General features: G+C 66.1%; 17 protein-coding genes, 1 tRNA gene and 1 rRNA gene. 2 read left to right on the top strand and 17 right to left on the bottom strand.

Annotated features, from left to right (window positions below; all coding sequences use genetic code 11):
• Positions 1-197, bottom strand: a 16S ribosomal RNA gene (locus tag GH2_RS11075); the annotation flags it as partial.
• A 739-nt stretch (positions 198-936) separates the two neighbouring features.
• Here GH2_RS11075 and GH2_RS11070 point away from each other — a divergent pair.
• Positions 937-2,019, top strand: a complete 1,083-nt coding sequence (locus tag GH2_RS11070; RefSeq protein WP_066167303.1) for a DUF6670 family protein — start codon at positions 937-939, stop codon at positions 2,017-2,019.
• A 23-nt stretch (positions 2,020-2,042) separates the two neighbouring features.
• Here GH2_RS11070 and GH2_RS11065 read toward each other — a convergent pair whose 3' ends face one another.
• From GH2_RS11065 to GH2_RS11030, 8 genes are all read right to left on the bottom strand, one after another.
• The gene (locus GH2_RS11065; RefSeq protein WP_066167300.1) at positions 2,043-2,345 is read right to left on the bottom strand and encodes a metal-sensitive transcriptional regulator; all 303 of its coding nucleotides are present in this window, start codon (positions 2,343-2,345) and stop codon (positions 2,043-2,045) included.
• Between the two features lie 207 nt (positions 2,346-2,552).
• Complete coding sequence (locus tag GH2_RS11060; protein ID WP_066167296.1) at positions 2,553-4,883, bottom strand: heavy metal translocating P-type ATPase; 2,331 nt, start codon at positions 4,881-4,883, stop codon at positions 2,553-2,555.
• Entirely contained in the window at positions 4,873-5,826 is a 954-nt protein-coding gene (locus tag GH2_RS11055; protein ID WP_066167293.1) for a DUF8832 domain-containing protein, read from the bottom strand. Before GH2_RS11055 ends, GH2_RS11060 begins: the two co-directional genes overlap by 11 nt.
• A 28-nt stretch (positions 5,827-5,854) precedes the next feature.
• Positions 5,855-6,064, bottom strand: coding sequence for a heavy-metal-associated domain-containing protein (locus tag GH2_RS11050; protein WP_066167290.1), 210 nt, complete (start codon positions 6,062-6,064; stop codon positions 5,855-5,857).
• A gap of 155 nt (positions 6,065-6,219) precedes the next feature.
• Complete coding sequence (locus GH2_RS11045) at positions 6,220-7,446, bottom strand: oxidoreductase (protein WP_066167440.1); 1,227 nt, start codon at positions 7,444-7,446, stop codon at positions 6,220-6,222.
• A gap of 5 nt (positions 7,447-7,451) precedes the next feature.
• A complete protein-coding gene (locus GH2_RS11040; RefSeq protein ID WP_084247442.1) occupies positions 7,452-8,216 on the bottom strand; it encodes an acetoacetate decarboxylase family protein in 765 nt (254 codons plus the stop codon).
• Positions 8,213-9,013 carry an SDR family NAD(P)-dependent oxidoreductase gene (locus tag GH2_RS11035; protein ID WP_066167287.1) on the bottom strand — a complete coding sequence of 267 codons (801 nt, stop codon included), beginning with the start codon at positions 9,011-9,013 and terminating at the stop codon, positions 8,213-8,215. Before GH2_RS11035 ends, GH2_RS11040 begins: the two co-directional genes overlap by 4 nt.
• Positions 9,010-10,395 (bottom strand): flavin-containing monooxygenase, encoded by a 1,386-nt coding sequence (locus tag GH2_RS11030; RefSeq protein ID WP_066167283.1) that lies wholly within the window; start codon positions 10,393-10,395, stop codon positions 9,010-9,012. The genes GH2_RS11035 and GH2_RS11030 overlap by 4 nt, the downstream gene beginning before the upstream one ends.
• A 192-nt stretch (positions 10,396-10,587) precedes the next feature.
• On the opposite strand from GH2_RS11030, the gene GH2_RS21290 reads away from it, so the two are divergent.
• Positions 10,588-11,238 (top strand): TetR/AcrR family transcriptional regulator, encoded by a 651-nt coding sequence (locus GH2_RS21290; protein ID WP_169802440.1) that lies wholly within the window; start codon positions 10,588-10,590, stop codon positions 11,236-11,238.
• Here GH2_RS21290 and GH2_RS11025 read toward each other — a convergent pair.
• From GH2_RS11025 to GH2_RS10990, 8 genes are all read right to left on the bottom strand, one after another.
• Positions 11,214-11,284, bottom strand: a tRNA-Gln gene (locus tag GH2_RS11025). The genes GH2_RS21290 and GH2_RS11025 overlap by 25 nt on opposite strands.
• A gap of 73 nt (positions 11,285-11,357) precedes the next feature.
• Entirely contained in the window at positions 11,358-12,287 is a 930-nt protein-coding gene (locus tag GH2_RS11020; RefSeq protein ID WP_066167280.1) for an oxygenase MpaB family protein, read from the bottom strand.
• Positions 12,288-12,289: 2 nt separating this feature from the next.
• Entirely contained in the window at positions 12,290-13,273 is a 984-nt protein-coding gene (locus GH2_RS11015; protein WP_084247440.1) for an oxygenase MpaB family protein, read from the bottom strand.
• Between the two features lie 41 nt (positions 13,274-13,314).
• Positions 13,315-13,929, bottom strand: coding sequence for an Rv1363c family protein (locus GH2_RS11010; protein WP_066167277.1), 615 nt, complete (start codon positions 13,927-13,929; stop codon positions 13,315-13,317).
• Entirely contained in the window at positions 13,919-15,148 is a 1,230-nt protein-coding gene (locus GH2_RS11005) for an MlaD family protein (RefSeq protein ID WP_066167274.1), read from the bottom strand. Before GH2_RS11005 ends, GH2_RS11010 begins: the two co-directional genes overlap by 11 nt.
• A complete protein-coding gene (locus GH2_RS11000) occupies positions 15,145-16,272 on the bottom strand; it encodes an MCE family protein (RefSeq protein ID WP_084247439.1) in 1,128 nt (375 codons plus the stop codon). Before GH2_RS11000 ends, GH2_RS11005 begins: the two co-directional genes overlap by 4 nt.
• Positions 16,269-17,429 (bottom strand): MCE family protein, encoded by a 1,161-nt coding sequence (locus GH2_RS10995; protein WP_066167272.1) that lies wholly within the window; start codon positions 17,427-17,429, stop codon positions 16,269-16,271. Before GH2_RS10995 ends, GH2_RS11000 begins: the two co-directional genes overlap by 4 nt.
• On the bottom strand, positions 17,430-18,473 hold the full coding sequence (locus GH2_RS10990; protein ID WP_066167269.1) for an MlaD family protein: 1,044 nt from the start codon (positions 18,471-18,473) through the stop codon (positions 17,430-17,432).
• Positions 18,474-18,475 lie beyond the last annotated feature (2 nt).

Here is an 18,475-nt window from a genome sequence, read left to right as displayed (position 1 = left end):
CCACACCATGCGATGCGAGGTCCTATCCGGTATTAGACCCAGTTTCCCAGGCTTATCCCAGAGTTCAGGGCAAATCACCCACGTGTTACTCACCCGTTCGCCACTCGAGTACCCCCGAAGGAGCCTTTCCGTTCGACTTGCATGTGTTAAGCACGCCGCCAGCGTTCGTCCTGAGCCAGGATCAAACTCTCCAACAAAAAATGCAGAAACACTAAAGTTTCAACACAAAGCCAGAAAAATAGAACCTGACCAAATCCAAAAAACTGACATGGTAAAAAATTCATAAAACCGCCGACCACCACCAGGCAGCCGGCAAATCTGTCCAAAAATCTCCATGCCACAAAAAATCAATCTTGCGGCACAAGAAATCCAAAACACACTATCGAGTTCTCAAAGAACACACACCCACCAGCACCAACCAGACCACAACCCGGCCGAACTCCAGCAGACATCTGCAATTACTTTTGTCGATCTCCCCGTCTCCGAGGCGACCTTTCTAACTTAGCACCGGCTCTCGATGTTCTGCAAATCGTTGGTTTTCGTTGGAATTCCGTTGATTTGAAGTTCTCGTTCAGCTGGTCGCTGACCCCAGAGAAAACCACCGCGAAGGTTCGCGGTGGACTTTTCGGGGACTGTCTCGGCGGCGTGGCCGCTCCGACGTCGAATAAGTTACGCACAGTTGGCGGAGAGGTCAAGTCTGCAGGTCAAGTCACTGAATCAGACCACGCATCCGGCTACCGTAGGTGTACGGACGACCCGGTCGAGAACCTCAGCCCGGGCGTCACAGTGACAAAATCACTCCCGCTCCTGGTCGTTCCCGCCCCACCAGTGCGCCTGGGCCGCCCCTTTATGTAACGAGCAGTTACGCCTACTATCGAGGCTGCTACTTCACTGGAACGACAGACGCTCTCGGCCGGGAGCGAGAAGGCGGGAGCCATGTCTCAGCTTTTCAGCACAGCTCTCTCACGGCTCGTCGTCGACAGGGCACTGCCATTGATGGACACCCGATTGAAGGGATCCACCACTCCCTACGACGGAACGCCGGCCATGATTCCCCATGCCGATTCACGATGGTCGGTGGTCCATTACGGAGTCTTCGTCCCACTGCTCCCCGACCCGTACCGCTATCTCAATACGATGACAGTCATCGGCACCACGGACACCGAGATCTTCGACAACGAACAGCTCGAGGCTCCAGATCGCCGCAACACGACGACCGTCTTCAGTTCCACGGCGCACGACGACCAGCACTTCTACACCGCGTACGACGCGTCGACCGATACGACATTCGCGGTCGACGGCTCGCACCTGCAGTGGTCAGATGCCCTGACGATCGACGTCGACGGCGACACCGCGCACGTCGTGGGCAAGTATCCGACGTTCACCGTCGACATCCGCCTGACGATCACCGACCAGACGTCGTACTTCGTCCGCACCCCCGTCTACGACCACCTCAGCCTGCTGGCTCCGTACTCCGGCACGGTGACCGATGCGCGCGGCATCACCGAGATCTCTGGTCTCGGCACCTTCGAGTACGCGCGCGCGTCCACCCCGCAGAGCGTGTTCCGTCCGCTGGTCGACATCCAGTGGAAGCTGCCGGCAGACTTCTTCACCTACCAGATCATCGAGATCGACGATCGGACCCAGATCCTGCTGACCTCGGTGAGCGCGCGCGGTCGCAACGCCTGCCTCCTGGTCCATGTCCGCGTCCTCGGTGACGAGACGTCGGTCCTGGACGACGTGCGCTTCGAAGTCGTCGAGTACGGCGAACCCCAGGTCGACCCGTGGCGGCGTTCAATGCGGGTGCCGGCGAGGATCCGGTGGACGGCACGGGACACGGACGGCGAGGTCCTGCAGTTGGAAGCGGAGTGCGACAGTCCCTGGCGGTTCGGCCTCGGTCGCGGGTACGTCGGCGCGTACAGCTATCAGGGACGGTTCCGCGGTTCGGACATCACCGGTAGCGGTTACATCGAGTGGGCCGACGTGCAGGACGCGCCGAAGCACGTCTGGGCCGGATGATCAGTCCCGCGACCGGAGTGCTCTCACGAGCGGACGAGGCGCGCGATGGCGTCGGTCGCCTCCTTGAGTTTGACGGCGGCTTCCTCGTCGCCGAGTTTCGCCGCGTCGACGACGCAGTGCTCGATGTGATCGTCGAGGAGGCCGATGGCGACGCCTTGCAGCGCGCGGGTCAGCGCGCTGACCTGCGTGAGGATGTCGATGCAGTACTTGTCTTCAGCGATCATCTTGGAGATGCCGCGGGCCTGTCCCTCAATGCGGCTCATACGCCGCAGGTAGGCGTCTTTGTCAGCGATATAGCCGTGGTGTGATTCGTGTGGGGATGTCATGAGTCAGGTCTTTCTACGGTGTGGGCGGCACACAGGCCGACGTGCCGAACATGATGTCGATTCTACTGATCGCGACCCTCTCCCCTGCCGATCCGCATGTCCGCGACACAGGCACGAGCGCGTCGTCCGCTGGGGTCTGTTCCATCCACGCGCTCAGGGCCCGCGCACGTGTGGCACGGACCCTGAGCTTGTGATCGGTAGTCGCGGTCAGACCGTATTCGACTGGCGGTCGGAGGGTGCTTGACGGTCGGCAGCCGGACTGTCGGTCGCACGGGATTTGAAAGCCCGCAACCGGAGGCTGTTGGACACCACGAAGACGCTGGACAGCGCCATCGCCGCACCGGCGAGCATCGGGTTGAGCAATCCGAACGCTGCCAGTGGGATGGCCGCCGTGTTGTAGGCGAAAGCCCAGAACAGGTTCGTCTTGATGGTGCCCAGTGTCTTACGGGACAGCCGGATCGCGTCCGCGGCGGCGCGGAGGTCGCCGCGCACCAGCGTGATGTCGGCAGCCTCGATGGCCACGTCCGTGCCCGTGCCCATCGCAAGGCCGAGGTCGGCTTGAGCGAGCGCAGGCGCGTCGTTGACGCCGTCGCCGACCATCGCCACGACCTTGCCTTCGCGTTGCAGGCGGGCCACGACGTCGACCTTGTCCTTGGGCATCACTTCGGCGATCACCTGGTCGATGCCGACTTCGGCAGCGACCTGAGCGGCGACGGCCTGGTTATCGCCCGTCAGCAGCACCGGCGTCAAACCGAGTTGCTTGAACTGTGCGATCGCTTCGGCACTGGTGGCCTTGATCTGGTCGGAGACCACGAGCACGCCCCGCGCCTGACCGTCCCACCCGACCGCGATCGCGGTCTTGCCCTGGGCTTCGGCCGCCTGCTTGGCTGCGGCGAGGTCGTCGTCGAGGTGCTGCGACCACTCGGCGAGCAGCGCTTCACGACCGGCGATGACGGCGTGACCGTCCACCACTCCCTGCACGCCGAGACCTTCGACGTTCTCGAACGACTCCACCTCGGGCAGATCGCCGATCTCGGCGGTGGCGCCCTTGGCGATCGCCTGGGCGATGGGATGCTCGGAAGCGTCTTCCAGAGCACCGGCCAGGCGCAGCAAGTCGCTGCGGTCGACGCCCGCGGCCGGGATCACGTCGGCCAGGCTCATGGCGCCGGTGGTGACGGTGCCGGTCTTGTCCAGCACGATCGTGTCGACCTTGCGGGTCGACTCCAGCACCTCGGGTCCCTTGATGAGCACACCCATCTGGGCACCGCGGCCGGTACCGACCAGCAATGCGGTCGGCGTGGCCAGGCCAAGCGCGCACGGGCAGGCGATGATCAGGACAGCCACCGCGGCGGTGAATCCGGCGCTGAGCGGGAAACCCGCCCCGATCCAGGCACCGAGCGTGGCCACAGCGATCGCGATGGCGACCGGAACGAAGACGCCCGAGACCCGGTCGGCGAGCCGCTGGATGTCGGCCTTACCCGACTGCGCGTCCTCGACGAGTTCGGCCATCTGCGCCAACTGGGTGTCGGCACCGATCCGCGTCGCACGCACCACCAGCCGACCGCCCGCATTGACGGTCGCGCCGGTCACCGGATCGCCGACGGTCACCTCGACCGGCACCGATTCGCCGGTCAGCATCGAGGCGTCGACGGCGCTGGAGCCGGAGGTGATGACACCGTCGGTCGCGATCTTCTCGCCGGGCCGGACCACGAACTCGTCGCCCACCGACAGCTCCTCGATCGGAACCCGCACCTCGACGCCGTCACGCACGATCGCGACCTCTTTGGCGCCGAGCTCGAGCAGCGCGCGCAGCGCTGCACCGGCCCTGCGCTTGGAGCGCTTCTCGAAGTAGCGGCCCATCAGGATGAAGGTGATGACTCCGGCCGCGACCTCGAGGTAGATGCTCGACAGACCGTCGTTGCGCGAGACGGTCAACGCGAAGGCGTGGGTCATCCCGCGGTCGCCCGCAGTTCCGAAGAACAACGCGACGATCGACCACAGCAACGCCGCGGACGTGCCGACCGAGATCAGCGTGTCCATGGTGGCGGTGCCGTGCTTGAGGTTGGTCCAGGTGGCGCGGTGGAACGGCCAGCCGGCCCACAGCACGACGGGTGCAGCCAACACCAGCGAGGCGAATCCCCAGTAGTCGAACTGCAACGCGGGGATCATCGCCATCGCGATCACCGGGATCGCGAGGATCGCCGACCCGATCAGCCGTTGGCGCAGACTGCGCAATTCGGCGTCCTCGGGACTGTCGACGTCCTCGGTGTCGGCGACGGCATTCTTGGGCTGCGGCAATGCCGCGGTGTAGCCGGTCTTCTCGACCTCAGCGATCAGCATCTGCGGATCCACCCCCGCAGGCGCGGTGACGCTGGCCTTCTCGGTGGCGTAGTTGACGCTCGCGGTGATGCCGTCGAGCTTGTTCAGCTTCCGCTCGATCCGGTTCGCACACGAGGCACAGGTCATCCCGCCGATCAGCAATTCGACCGTCGACGCCGCCGCACCCGGCTGGGCCGCCGTCGGGTTCTCAGTGCTCATGACTGGTTCCTCCGTGATTGTGAGCAGACTCCGCCGCGTCGAGCACCAGCGGGACCGAATGGACCTGCCCGTCGACCTGGAAATCCAGGTACAGCAGGTAGCGGCCCGGGGTGGGCGCGGTGGCCTCGAAGACGATCTCCGGACCCGAGGTCTGGCCGGCCTTCGGTGCCTCCCCGTGCGGGTGCACGTGCAGGTAGGCGAGATCGCCTTCACGCAACGCAACGAGGTGCCCGTAAGCGCCCAAGTACGGCTGCAGCGTCGTGACCGGCTGCCCGTCACGCGTGATGGTCATGGTCAGCGGCGACGAGCCGCCCGCCACCAGATCCCCGGCGACGGTGACAGTGAATCCGTCCGACGACGCGCTACGAACCTGCCGGGTGGGCACCGGTCGGTAGTCACCGCTCACCTGGACGGCCGTCGACAACGTCATCCCGGCACCGGTCGCGCTCGGCGCGAAATCGGCATAGACGCGGTAGGTGCCGCCGGCATCCCAGGTCCACGGGATCGACCACGTGCCATCGGCTCCGCGCTGAGGATGGACATGGCGGAAATGCTGCCCGTCCGCGCGCACGACGATCAGGTGCAGTTCCTTCTCATGCTCCAGATCGAACGCGGTAACCGCCTTCCCATCCGGGCCCGTGACCGTGAAGGACAACGCGCCGGCCTCACCGGTCGCGGCGGGCGCAGTCACCGCACCCAATCGATACCCGTCCTTCTCCAGGGCCAATCCCAAGTCCGCCGCCCCCGCACCGTGGCCCGCATGCCCCGTTGCCATGTCTACGTCGTCCTTCCCAGCTCCCGCGTGATGATTGTTCTGTTCTGCCTCGTGCGTCCAGTTCGTGACGGTGGACTCAGGCACGACCGCATTCGCCACGACCGCAGCCACGGCGAACACGGCCACCAAGACCAACCCGTACAAACTCAGTCGTGTCGGTGCGTTCATGCCAATTCCTACTTCCGGCCGCTGCGGCCTAGACCCGCACAGCCTGGTAGCCGGCTTCCGACACCGCCGCGATCACCGCTGCGTCGTCGATCTGCGCCGAACCAGCGACCACCAGCTTGCCGGTCTGTGCGCTGACCTGAATGTCCTCCACGCCGGCGACCTCGCCGACTTCTTCACGGACCGACATCTCGCAGTGCCCGCACGTCATACCCGTCACCTGAAACTCGTTCGTGCTCATTGCGTATCCTTTCGTCGTCGGTACCCCCATTGGGTATCTGAGAAAGAATTTATACCCCTTAGGGGTATGATGCAAGGATGACGTGACACTGTTCACTTCACGACAGAGAACCCCAGCCGCAACGGGATGCTGCGCACGGCGCGAACACGGTGCGGCTACCGCGGAATGGACATCTGCTTGCCCGCAGCCACCGTGATGCGCATCAGCGACTGCGCAAGCGTGTGGATACCGGGGTGGCGCTGCGGGGTCTTTCCCGCGGCAATCCTGTGCAGCTGATTGTTATGCCAAGCGAGCTCCAGATAGCCGTTCGCGGGACGGTAACCCACGCGCGGGGCGCCGTTCGGAAGGACGGGCACGCCACCACTGAGCAACTGTCTCGGGTAGTCGGGCACAAAGGTCAGCGGACGTCCCACTCCGACTACGTCGACGACGCCGCCGGCCAGAATCTCCTCCATGGCCGAGAGTTCGCGTAAGCCTCCGGTGAGCATGATCGGCACCGTCGACGCGGCACGGATCCGTTGTGCGAAATCGAAGAAGTACCCGCGCCCCGCTGGGCCCGGTCGCTGCCCGGCCGCGACTCCCGTCATTGCTGGTTGCTCGTAGCCGCCCCCGCTGATCTCGAGGAGATCGACGCCCTGCTCGCCGAGGGCGATCGCCACATCGAGGGCTTCCCCGCCGCTGAACCCTCCGTGAACGAAGTCGGTCGAGTTGAGCTTGACCGAGACCGGGACTGCGTCGCCGACCGCCTCGCGCACCGCCGCGACCGTCTCGAGGACTGCGCGCATCCGTCGGCTCGCATCGCCGCCCCACTCGTCGTTGCGCTGATTCGACAGTGGCGAGAGGAATTGCGAGAGCAAGTAGCCGTGTGCAGCGTGCACCTGCACACCATGGAAGCCACCCGCCACGGCCAGTTCAGCGGTGCGGGCGTATTTGGCGATCATGCCTCGGATCTCGCTCGATGAAAGCTCGCGAGGCTTGCGGATGTTGTAGCCGGGCACCGTGCTGCGCCGTGCCGACGGTGCGACGGGCCGCCGATTGAACGGCGACACGGCGACCTTCCCCGGATGATTGATCTGTGCCCACATCTTGGTGTCTGTCGCCGAGGCGACCGCGGTCCAAGCACGGACCGCGTCCAGACCGCGGGCGTCGTCGAGGATGACGTTGCCGGGCTCGGTGAGCGCGTCGCGGTCGATCATGATGTTGCCCGACAACAGCAGGCCCGCACCGCTGCCGGCCCAGACGGCGTACAAGCGGCGAAGGTCATCGCTCGCCGTGCCGTCACGGTTGGCCAGTTGCTCGCTCATGGCGGCTTTGGCGATGCGGTTCGGGATCCGCTGCCCGCAGGGCAGGACCAGTGGTTCGGCAAGAAGGGATTCGGTCACGTTACTCACAGCACTCTCGGGCGTAGTCGGGTCAGGGAGAACAGCGGGGTCAATGGACGCAACGGGATTGGCGGGACCCCAGCAGAGAGGTTCACTCGGTGCAGACGAGCGTCGACGACGGCGCCAAGACCCAGTCGGTCGATCGGGTCGCGTTCGGTGCCGACGACGCGGAATTCGTCGAGGTGAACTGCGCGGGTCTGGATCGGATGCTCGCCCGGGGTGAAACCGATGATCCGAGGCAACGCCGCACCGAGGATGCCGGTGACGTTGCGGTGCGGCCGCCCGAGGATCGGGGGCGCGTCGTCGATGACATCGCCGAGTCGGCCACTCATCGCGACCAGGTCGGTGCCGCGGCGGGCTGCCGTCGCCGACAGATGACTGTCGCCGAGGGTCCACTCGATCTCGCCGAGCTTCTTCGGGTATCCCAACAACTCGCGACCCAGGATCAGTGCGACATCGTCGTCCACGATCATCCAGGGGCAATGGATTCCAGTTCGGCCGCCGATCGTCTTGATGTGCACGAAGATTCCGGCCTCGTGATACACCGATCCGTACGTGCAGTCCGGGAACCAGGCGGTGAAGACGTCCGCGCGCCCAGGACTGACCGCACGCACTCCCGACGGCAGCCACGGCGCCATCGCGGCGACGTCGACCTCGACGGTGGCGGTGAAGTAGTGCGCGTCGCGGTACAGGAGCCCGTTCGGAGGCGCGAGCGTCAGCGCCTTCCGCAGACTGCCGCGGAGGCCGTACTCCGCTCCGCGGCCCGTCATCGGAGGTCCCCGTAGGCCGTGCGCAAGATCGGGTTGAGGATGCTGCGCGGCGTGTACTTGCCGCCGAGATCCTGCAGTTTCGCGGTCGTGCCGGGCACCACCCGCCGCTGCCCTTTGGCTGCGCCGCGTACCGCGGCTTCGGCCGCAACCTCAGGAGTGACCCAGGCGAAGCCCGGTAGACGCCGCTCGATGGCTCCGAGATTCGACACCGCCGCGAACTCGGTGCGGACCGGGCCCGGAGCGAGCAACGTGCAGGTGACGCCGCTGCCCGCGAGTTCGCCGTGCAGCGATTCGGCGAGCGTGTTCGCGAAGGCCTTGCTTGCCGCGTAGGTCGCGTTGTTCGGGCTGGGTTGATTACCGGCAGTCGAACCGGTCACCAGGACCACCCCAGAGCTGCGAGCCGCCATGCCGGGCAGGAGACCGATCAGGAGGTGATGGACCGCGACCACGTTCAGTTCAACCTGCTCTCGCTCCCGGTCCGGGTCCAGCGTCAGAAGGCCGCCGTATGTGGCGAAGCCCGCGTTCAGGCAGAGCCCGCTGACGTCCCCGGCACTCAAACGAGCGATGAGCGCGGTGCGCTCGACCGCGTTCGCCAAGTCGCAGGGCTCGACGTCGACCTGCACGATGTAGGTGCTGGCCAAACGTTCGGCGAGGGCACACAGCCGGTCCTTGCGCCGGGCAACGAGGGTCAGGGAATATCCGCGGCGAGCGAAGGATTCGGCGAGCGCTTCGCCGATTCCGCTGGATGCGCCGGTGACGACAATCCTGGAATTCGGGGTGGCATCGGGAAGACTCATGACGGAATGCTCTCCTTACGGGTGAGGTCGCGAGGCGACGAAGCCTCGGCGACGGTGGCCGGTAGCGGGGCCGACGGCCGCGGTGCCGCCGACATACGCGGTCGACGGCGTGGTTGTGGACGAAATACCGATGTTGCGGCCAAGAGTCGCACCGCCTGCCGCAGGATCTTGATGCGAGTGAGGATCTCGGCGGAACCCGCGAGCATCGACGAGTTCGCCGGGACCCAGCGGGCGAGGACATCGGAGAGCGGCTCAGCGAAGCGCGCTTGCACCGGGATCGCCTCGGCGAGGAAGGCCGCGCCGTCCGAGATGATGCGGCCGGCTCCGGAGCGCGGGGCGACCAAGCCCATGAGGTAGATGTTGGCGTAGCGGGGCGCGAGCACATGCTCGATCAGCAGGGGGTCGCCGTTCTCCCAGACGAACATCGACTCATCGAGCATCGGGAAACGAGTGCGAAATCCGGTGGCCCAGACCACGGTGTCGTAGTCGTCCGACGTGCCGTCCGCGAAATGGACGGTCGAGCCGTCGAAACGCTCGATCTCCGGCCGCGGCCGCACCTTGCCGTGCTGCAGCGCGTACATCAACGAACTGTTCACGGTGACGTCGCGGGTGAACAGTTTGTGGTCGGGCCGCTTGAGCCCGTAACGCTGATAAGTGCCGTAGCTCAACCGCAGCATCAGCTTGAATCCGGTCCGCTGCAGGGACATCGGCAACCACACCCGGTCCAGCTCTGACACCGGGATGCCGAACATCGCCTTGGGGATGAACCAGTAGCCGCGTCGCATCGAGATGTCGGAGGAACCGAAGGTCGCCGACGCCTCCACCGCGATGTCGCTTGCCGAGTTCCCCGCCCCCACGACCAGCACCCGCTCGCCGGCGAAGTCCGCCGGCCGCCTGTAGTCCTTCGAATGCAGTTGCCGACCGGTGAACTCTCCGGGGTACTGCGGCAGGTTCCGCTCCCAGTAGTGCCCGTTGGCCACCACCAGGGCCCGATAGTGCCGTTCCTCGCCGGACGCGAGCCGGACGACCCAGCCCGCCATGCCGTTCGCGTCGACCGGTCGGGCCTCGACGACCTCGGTGCGGAACTCGAGGTGCTCCGCGAGCCCGTAGTGGTCAACGTATGACTGCAGGTAGGCCAGCATCTGGGCCCGACTGGGAAAGGTCGGGTAATCGGCCGGCATGGGGAACTCGGCGTACTGGGTGGATCGCTTCGAGCTGATCAGATGTGTCGAGTCGTAGACGCCGTGCGACCAATTGCCGCCGACTCGGTCGGTGACCTCCACCTGGTCATAGGGCACTCCGGCCCGCTTCAACGCACCCGCGACACCGTTGCCGACGTAGCCGGCCCCGATCACGCAGACGCGGTCACTCCGATTGTCCACTGCAACGACCTCCTCTGTTGGTGAACCGAACGACGTTCTCCAAGGCCCGATGGATCCCGGAGCGGGACCGCGAAGGATCGAGATCCCAAAAGCTACATTTCCTGTAGCTACGGTTAGCGTAGCTTCATGGACCGAAGCTACACAAGATGTAAGATTGCGGTTCGTATCAACGACAGGAAGGGCGGTGCGGCGATGGCACCACCGCAGAACACGAGCAAACGCCCGTACGCGCCACGCATGACACCGGAGGAACGCCGGGAGCAGCTCCTGGACACGGTGCTCCGCGTCATCGTCGAGCGCGGCGTCCACAAAGTGTCCATCGAGTCGGTCGCCGAGGCCGCCGGCGTGACGCGACCGGTCGTGTACAAGCACTTCGACGACTCAGCGGCACTCCTGAGGGCATCACTGGCGCGCGAAGAAGCGCGAGCGATCGCGCAGTGCTACGAGGCAGGCGAGCACGCAAAGAACGAGGTGAGTTCCGGCTCGCAGCCCGATTTCGGGCTGGCGCTCTTCGCCAACCTGTTGAGGATGTTCACAGCGTCACCCGAACTGTGGAGCGCAATCCTGCAGCTTGTCGACAGCGCCACACCGCAGTTCCGGAAGACCATCGACCGCGGCCGCGAACAGGCCGCCGACATGGTCGCTCAACTGCTGACGGCGTACACCAACACCGGCGACGAGAACGTCGACGCGGATCGTGACCTGCACGCACGACTGATCGTCGCACTCATCATTGAATCCGGCCGGCTGATTCTTGCCCGACCCGAGGAGTTCACCATCGAGCGCCTCGTCGCCGGAATGCGCTTCGCGACCGCTTGCTCCGCCGCCAGGACTCGAACCTGAAATGCCTGAACCAAAATCAGGAGTGTTGCCATTACACCACGGCGGAATACAGCGAAGATGATTGTGCCATAGCGGCGTAACGAGCGGGACAGCGCGCCGGGGTTCGAGGAGCGGACCGGCTACTCGACCGGCATCCGAGCTTCGGTCCGGCGCTGCCGCCGCTCGCGCGCTTTCAGTTCGCTGTAGGAGATCGTCTCCTGGGCCGCGAGGCGGTCGAGGGCGCGACGACGTTGGGCACGACCCTCCCGACGACGCCAGAAAGCGGGCCGCAGGGCGCGAGCGCGACGCCGGGACACCACCTCCCTCTCGAATCGACGCTGGTGACCGTCAGTCCACTCGAGCGAATACGCCGCACGCAGTGCGGGACCGGCCATACCCCACGTCAACAGCCGGATCCTCGGCATCTGCCGCACCACGCGCCGCTTGTGCGAGTACGTCGTGAAGACCTGCATCCCGACATCACCTGCGCGAACCGTCTCGGGCGGGTCGTCGGGGCCCGCCCACGGCAGCGGGCTCGGATACCGCGACTCTCCCTCGGCCACGAACTGCCGCAGCGCCGCGTGACTGCGCGGCCAGTCCTCGAGCCGCATCTGCAGGGTGGTCCCGACCCGCGCGAAGTCGGCGACCAGGACGTCGAGCACGTCGTCGTCGATCGGTGCGACGAGCAACTGATAGACATCGAGCATGCTGACGCACCACGTCGCGGCGACCCACACCTGAAACGTGGGGTCGAAGGCCGGCCTGCGTCCCGCAGCGCTCTTCACCGGCGCGCCGTCGGCGTCCTCCGGAACGCGGATCGTCGAATGGATGCGATTGACTTCGCGGACCAGAGCGGCCATGGCGTCGTCGTCGAGCGCGGCGGTCATCCGCATGTACTCGATGGTCCGCGACCACCGATGCCACGCACGATTGCCGTAGCCGCCGCTGTCGATCTCCGTCTGCGCGACCGCCGGGTCCGCGAGCTGCATCAGCGCGGCCCGCGGCCAGAGCAAGGTGCTGACCGAATCGTCGAGCACCTCCGACAGCGTCGGACGAGAACGCGAACCCACGGTCAGATCATCGCCTTGTCGTGCTTGATGCGGTGCTGCAGATCGCGCAACAGCCAACGGCTGCCGCCGAACCGGATGAACTTCGGCAGAAACTTGTTGACCACGGACACGAAGGTGAACAGGTGCTCGAAGCGGCGCCTGTCGTCGTCGGTCCACTCCAGCCCGAGTTGGGCGTGGAACAGCGGCGGGAGGAAGCCGATGGTGAGGAACCGCAGCAGATTCGCGAACGGCAACCGGATCAACGGGTGAATCATCCGCAGGTCGACGAGGTCGTTGAGGAAGTCGCACGTGGTGTCGTCGATGACGACCCGCTGACAGGCGTAGTTCCAGTAATGATCGAAGTCGGCCCGCGTCGGCGGCCACATCTCATCGGGCACCTGCAGACTGGTGCCGAGCGTCTTGCACGACTGGTAGAAGACCTCCGCCTCCTCCTCGTTCATCACCCCGGACAGCAGTTGGTGCGAATCCTCGATCCCGATGTACAGGCAGGCGGCCACCCACAACTGCAGCTCACGGTTGAACGCGTTGTACTTGACCGGGCTGCGACCGTCGTCCCGCACATGACGGTGCGCGGAGTTCACGGCCTCCCGGAACTTGGCCTTCTCCTCATCGGTGCCCAGAATCGCGACCGCCAGATACTGGGTGGTGGTGCGCGCCCGCTTCCACGGATGGACCATCAGCGCGCCGGTCTCGACCTTGCTCTCCATGACGCCGTACCCGACCTCCGGCCAGCCGAGCTGCATCACGACATTGGCGGCGGCCCCGGCGAATCCCCAGAAGTCGAGCGCCTCCTGCACCACCGCCGGCTTGCGCAGGCTGGTGACGCGACGCTTGCGGGTGCTGATCTTGATCCTGGTCTGCGCGGTGGTGAGCTCCGGGACCGCGGTGTCCAGGTCGGGAAGGTACTTGAGGTGGTATTTGGTCCAAGCGTTGGTCTCGGAGTCGGGTTCGGTGGCCGGGGCGGCCGGCAGATGATCGACGGACATCGCGGTTCTCCTGTTCTGCGGTGTGGGGTTCGGGGCGTGGGTCAGACGGTCTGGACGTCGTCGACGAGCCAGGTGTCGCCGTCGCGCTTCATGGTCAAGACCATGCGATACGCCTGGTCCTTGCCGGTGGGCGCAACGACGTTGGTCGCCTTCTGGTCGACGAACGCGATCACGGTCGCGGTGTCGCCGTCGATCGACTGCACGGCGACGTGGGAGGCCTTCGCGGTGGCGACCCCCTGGCCGTTCGAGACGATCTCGGTGAGCGCCTTGACCATCTCGTCGTACTTCGCCGAGAACGACGACGTCGACATCGCGGTGATCTGCTCTCGGTTCTTGTTCAGATCGCGGTAGTCGAAGCTCGCGAGCTTGGTGGTGTAATCGTCGGCGATCGCGGTGACGGCGATGCGGTCGGCGTCGCCGCTCGCGGACGAATCCGCGAAGTAGTGATAGCCGAAGAAGCCCGTGGCGGCGACGAGCGCCGCCAGCAACACACCGAGCAGCAGGCGGCCGCGACGTCGCGAGCTCCGTGCACGCAGCGGTGCGCTCTTACGAGCCGCCTTCGTCGTCGTGCTGTCCGACGGGTCCGCGGCGTCGACGTCCAGCGCGACCTCGGTCTCATCGATCGCGCGGTCCTTGACCGTGGTCTCACTTGCCATTTCGTGTCCTTTCCAACAGGTCTCGCCACATGAGGAGGAGTTCGGCGCCATCGGGGATCAACAGCGGGTCGGTGACGGACGGAGGCCCCGCGACGCCGCCGGGCTGCTTCCAGGTGCGGGTGCCGAGGTCATTGGGACGCGGCGCGTTGACGGCGCCGCGCTGGCCGTGGCCGTCGCCCGGCGGGCAATAGCGCGCCAGATTCGGTTGCGACGGCGTGAGGTCGCCGATGGTGCGCCGCGGCTCGTCGTAGAACAGGCAGACCGGCCCCTGCGTGCCGAGCAACGTGAAGTCGGCGCGGTTGTTCTTGACGATGGACCGCAGATCCTTCAGGCCCTGCGGGATGGTGGTGAGTCCGGTGCGGAGCGCATCGTCACGGTCGGCGATGATCGGCTCCACCGCCACGAGGTTCGCCAGCACGCCGCCGAACGTTCCGCGGTACTTGTCGAAGAGCGCAGTCGCGCGATCGAGCGCCTGCGGCGAGTGGTCGAGCAGATAGACGAACACCGGCTGCTGCGCGTCGAGTTGGTCGGTGAAGTCGGCGGCCGACCGCATCCCGCGTTCGAAGCTCGCCGTGGAGTCGGCCATCGCGTCGAGCGTGTCGACCCAGTCGCCGAGCATTCCCGAGAGCAGCGGCGCGTTGCGTCGGACCACCGAGGCCAGCGCCGCACCGTTGGCGACCAGTTTCTCCAGGGAATCGCCCCGATCACCGAACGCGGCGGCGAGTTCGCGTCCGACGGTGGAGACGGACCCGTCGCGCACGGTCTCCAGGAGATGCGACGCCTTCAGGATGATCTGATCCATCTGCATCGGCTGCTTGTCCGCCGGGGCCGCGATGCGGTCGCCGTCCTGGAGAAACGGCCCGGCGGCGGAGTCGGTGACGATGTCGACACTCTGAATGCCCGCCATCGACCCCATCGTGACCTGCAGGTACGCATCGGTGGAGATCTGGGTGTCGCCGCGCAGCGTCAATTCCACCTGGGCAGATCGTCCGTCCGCGGCGAGGCGTGACGAGCTGACGGTGCCGACGTCGACGCCGCGCACCGTGACGCCGGTCCCCTCGGTGAGCCCGAAGGCGTCGTTCAGCGAGGCGTGCAGATGCAGTTTGCCCGTGAATCCTTCGGCGCCCGCGATGTAATTGACGCCGAGTGGGATCACGAGCACAGCGACCACCACGAAGAGCACGAACTGGAAGGTCCCGACGGGAAACCGGTCTCTCATCCTCGCGTTCCCTTCGTCTTCTCGGTCTTCTTCTCCGGCTTCTTCGTGTCCGGTTCGGTGTCGGACTTCTTGCCACCCGTCAGTCCGCCGGTGAGGACGTCGGCGAGCTCACCCGGAGTGGGCAGCGGTTGACCGGAGGCGAGCATGCCGCCGGTGAGGATCTTGTCGATGCTGCCCGGCACGTCGAGCGCACCGTCGAAGGTCAGGTAGTCGCCGCGGATGGCCGACGAGAAGTTCGACATGAAGGCGTTCATCTGTGTGAGAGTGGCGCCGACGTCGTCGTTGAACGAGCCGAGTGCGTTGACGAGAGTCAGCGCGTCGGGCACCAGGTGATTCAGCGTCTGCTGCCGACCGCGCGTGATCGCGTCCAGATTCTTGGCGAGCCCGGTGGTCTGGTCCATCAATGCTGAGATCCGATCACGCTGACCGGCGAGCACGGCCACGGCGCGCGGTGTCTGGTCGAGGAAGTCGGCCACCTTCTGCTGGTTGGCGACGAAGACGTCGCTGACGCGGGCGGCGGCCTGCATCGCGCGCTCGAAGTCCCGGGTGTAGGGCGACGACGCCGACAGCAGCCGGTTGAGCGTGTCGATGAGGTCGCCGACCTTGTCGGAGCGCGTCGCGAACGCCTCGTTGAGACTGGCGACGATGGACTGCAGCTGCCCGAATCCACTACCGGAGACGACCGTTCCGAGTGCGGCGAGGGTGCCCTCCACCTGAGGTCCGATCGAGCTGCGGTCGGCGCCGATCTCGGCACCGTCGACCAGCCGGCCCCGTGGCTGCTCGGGGCGCTCGAGTCGGATGAACGGCGTCCCGAGCGCCGACGGAACCTCCAACGCCGCGGTCACGTTCGCGGGCAGGTCCGTGCCGCGGTCGAGCGCCAACGTGAGGCGGGCGCCGGAACCGGTGAGGCCGATCTCGACGACGCGGCCGATCACCTGCTGTCCGCTGCGGACATCGGCGCCCGGCACCACGCCGTCGGCGACGGTGAAGTCGGCCGTCACGTCGAGTCCTCCGCTGCCGCCGCCGACCGGTAGATTCTGCAGTCCGTACGAACACCCGGTGAGGGAGACGGTCAGCGCGACACCCGCCGCCGCGACCCGCACAGCCCTGGTCTGCCTGCTCATCGCTGTCCCTTCTTCGGCGCGCTCGGCGACTGGCCGGTGATCGCGGAGACGATGCCGAGGGGGTCGGACATCGAGATCGGGAACGAGATCGGGTTGGTCAGGCCTGCGCCGGTGCACAGCGGCATCGGGAACTTCTCGCACAGCGGCTTCAGCGTCCGGAACTGGGTGAGGGTGGTGGAGACGTTGAGGCGGATCCGGCCGCGCCGGTCGGGACCGACGGTGCTGGAGAGGTTCTGCATCATCAGCGGCGCGAGGTCCATGAATTCGGCGAGTCCGGACCGGTTGGCGGCCAGCACCGTGCCGAGTTCTTCGAGGTTCGCGGCGACGGTGCCGACGTCGCCCGCGTGATCGGTGACGAACTGATTGATCTGGTCGAACACCGTCTTGAGGTCGTTGATCGGGGTGGTGACGTCCTGGTCTCGCCACTGATCGGAGAGCGCGCTCATCGACCGGACCAAGCCGTCGAGGGAGACCTGCTTGGCGCGGAACGAGTTCATCAGCGTATCGAGGCTGACGACGAGGCCCTCGATGTCGCCGCTGCGCGCGCCGACGAGTCCGCTGGCCGACGCCAACTGCGAGAGTGCCCGATTGAACCGCTCACCACCGCCGTCCCAGGCCTGCGCGGTGCGGTTCAGCAGGGCACCCAGGTCACCGTTGCCGGCGCCGCCCGCGGAACCCTTGTCGGGGCTGAGGACGTCGGTGATGGTGCTCATGCTGCCGAGCAGTTGGTCGAAGCTGATGGGCGCACGCGTCCTGGTCAGCGGGATGGTGGCACCGTCGTCGAGGGCGGGTCCGCCGGTGTACGCGGGTGCGAGGTCCAGGTGCCGTTCGCTGATGACCGACGCGTTCTCGATGAGCGCGTGCACCCCCGCGGGCAGTGTCACGTCGCCGTCGATCGTCATCTCGACGACGACGCGGTCGCCGCGCGGGGTCAGCGATTCGACGCGGCCGACCGGCACCCCGAGGACTGTCACCTTGGACCCCTCGTACAGTCCGTTGGTGAATTCGAACTCGGCGCGGACGGTGCGGATGTCGGGCTCTCGGACCAGCGTGAACCACAGTCCGGCGACGATCGCCGCGACCAGCAGCAGAACCAGCACCACCCGACCGCCGTACCGCTTGCGCTGCCGGACCTCTCGGACCTGACGGAAAGTCATCTACTTGCATCCCTTCATGACACCGAGGACGCACAGCATGTTGTCCGGAATGATCGCGGCGGGCGAGGTCACATCGGCCCAGTTGCCGTTGCCGGTCGCATCGGTGATGGTGCGCAGCGACGGCGGCAGGTGAGTGAGGATCGCCGAGACCTGATCGGCGTTGGCCGACAGCGTTGCCGTCACCGCGGTGACGTTCTTCATCAGCTCTCCCATCGGGACCTGCGGGAACGCCGTCGCCATGGACTTCAGGACCTGGCGCAGGTTGTCAGCGAGCCGGGTGAGGACGTGCCGACGCACCACCAGCATCTGTGCGACGGCCTGCGCGTTGCCGAACGCCGTCGAGATGGAGTCGGCCTGATCTGCCGACACCGTCGCGAGTCGCTTCGCCAGGCTCAGGAGGTGGTCGAGCTGCCGACCGCTGTTGGTGACCGCGAACGCCGCGCCACTGATGCCGTCCATCGACGCGGTGAGGGTCTCCGGGTCCGGAACCAGCGACTGCATGGTCGACATCAGGGTCCGCATCACCTCCGGATCGATCGCGGCCGAGGTGGTGACGGCGTCGTCGGAGAGATCGTCGAGCGTGTACGACGTTCCGGTCCGCGAGAGCGGGATGGTGTTGTCCGGTCCCACGCTCCCGGTACCGCCGGGAACGATCTCCAGGTATCGCTTGCCGAGGACGGTCCGCAGGCGGACGTCGGACCGCGTCTGGTTGCCGAGCGGTTGGTCGTTGTCCAGCCGGAAGCCCACGCGGACGCGGTCGCCCGCGAGGTCGATGGACTCGATCCGGCCGGCGGGGACGCCCGCGACAAGAACCGGATCAGCGGTCGTGAGCCCGCCGGCATTGTGCAGTTCCGCGGTGTACGGCGAGGTACTCGAGTGATACGCGAGCTGCGGGACGCCGATCGCGGCCACCATGAGCACCACCAGCACGACGATGCCCGCGGTGCCGAGAACGGCGGGCGAGGCGCCCGCGTTGCGGCGACCGGGTTTGAAGATGAACTCCAACACCCCGACGAAGACGTCGATCAGACGGACGAGAAACACGG

The sequence above is a fragment of the Gordonia hydrophobica NBRC 16057 genome, from assembly GCF_001592365.1.
GTDB classification, from domain to species: domain Bacteria; phylum Actinomycetota; class Actinomycetes; order Mycobacteriales; family Mycobacteriaceae; genus Gordonia; species Gordonia hydrophobica.
The sequence above is the reverse complement of the archived record's forward strand: the minus strand, read 5'-3'. Positions and strand labels throughout refer to the sequence as shown.

Bases quoted from the DNA above. Each gene is read 5' to 3' on its own strand.
- GH2_RS11070 (WP_066167303.1), top strand. From the start codon at position 937: ATGTCTCAGCTTTTCAGCACAGCTCTCTCACGGCTCGTCGTCGACAGG.
- GH2_RS21290 (WP_169802440.1), top strand. From the start codon at position 10,588: ATGGCACCACCGCAGAACACGAGCAAACGCCCGTACGCGCCACGCATG.
- GH2_RS11000 (WP_084247439.1), bottom strand. From the start codon at position 16,272: ATGAGCAGGCAGACCAGGGCTGTGCGGGTCGCGGCGGCGGGTGTCGCG.
- GH2_RS11040 (WP_084247442.1), bottom strand. From the start codon at position 8,216: ATGACGGGCCGCGGAGCGGAGTACGGCCTCCGCGGCAGTCTGCGGAAG.
- GH2_RS11035 (WP_066167287.1), bottom strand. From the start codon at position 9,013: ATGAGTCTTCCCGATGCCACCCCGAATTCCAGGATTGTCGTCACCGGC.
- GH2_RS11060 (WP_066167296.1), bottom strand. From the start codon at position 4,883: ATGAGCACTGAGAACCCGACGGCGGCCCAGCCGGGTGCGGCGGCGTCG.
- GH2_RS10995 (WP_066167272.1), bottom strand. From the start codon at position 17,429: ATGACTTTCCGTCAGGTCCGAGAGGTCCGGCAGCGCAAGCGGTACGGC.
- GH2_RS11010 (WP_066167277.1), bottom strand. From the start codon at position 13,929: ATGGCAAGTGAGACCACGGTCAAGGACCGCGCGATCGATGAGACCGAG.
- GH2_RS11050 (WP_066167290.1), bottom strand. From the start codon at position 6,064: ATGAGCACGAACGAGTTTCAGGTGACGGGTATGACGTGCGGGCACTGC.
- GH2_RS11055 (WP_066167293.1), bottom strand. From the start codon at position 5,826: ATGAACGCACCGACACGACTGAGTTTGTACGGGTTGGTCTTGGTGGCC.
- GH2_RS11005 (WP_066167274.1), bottom strand. From the start codon at position 15,148: ATGAGAGACCGGTTTCCCGTCGGGACCTTCCAGTTCGTGCTCTTCGTG.
- GH2_RS11065 (WP_066167300.1), bottom strand. From the start codon at position 2,345: ATGACATCCCCACACGAATCACACCACGGCTATATCGCTGACAAAGAC.
- GH2_RS11015 (WP_084247440.1), bottom strand. From the start codon at position 13,273: ATGTCCGTCGATCATCTGCCGGCCGCCCCGGCCACCGAACCCGACTCC.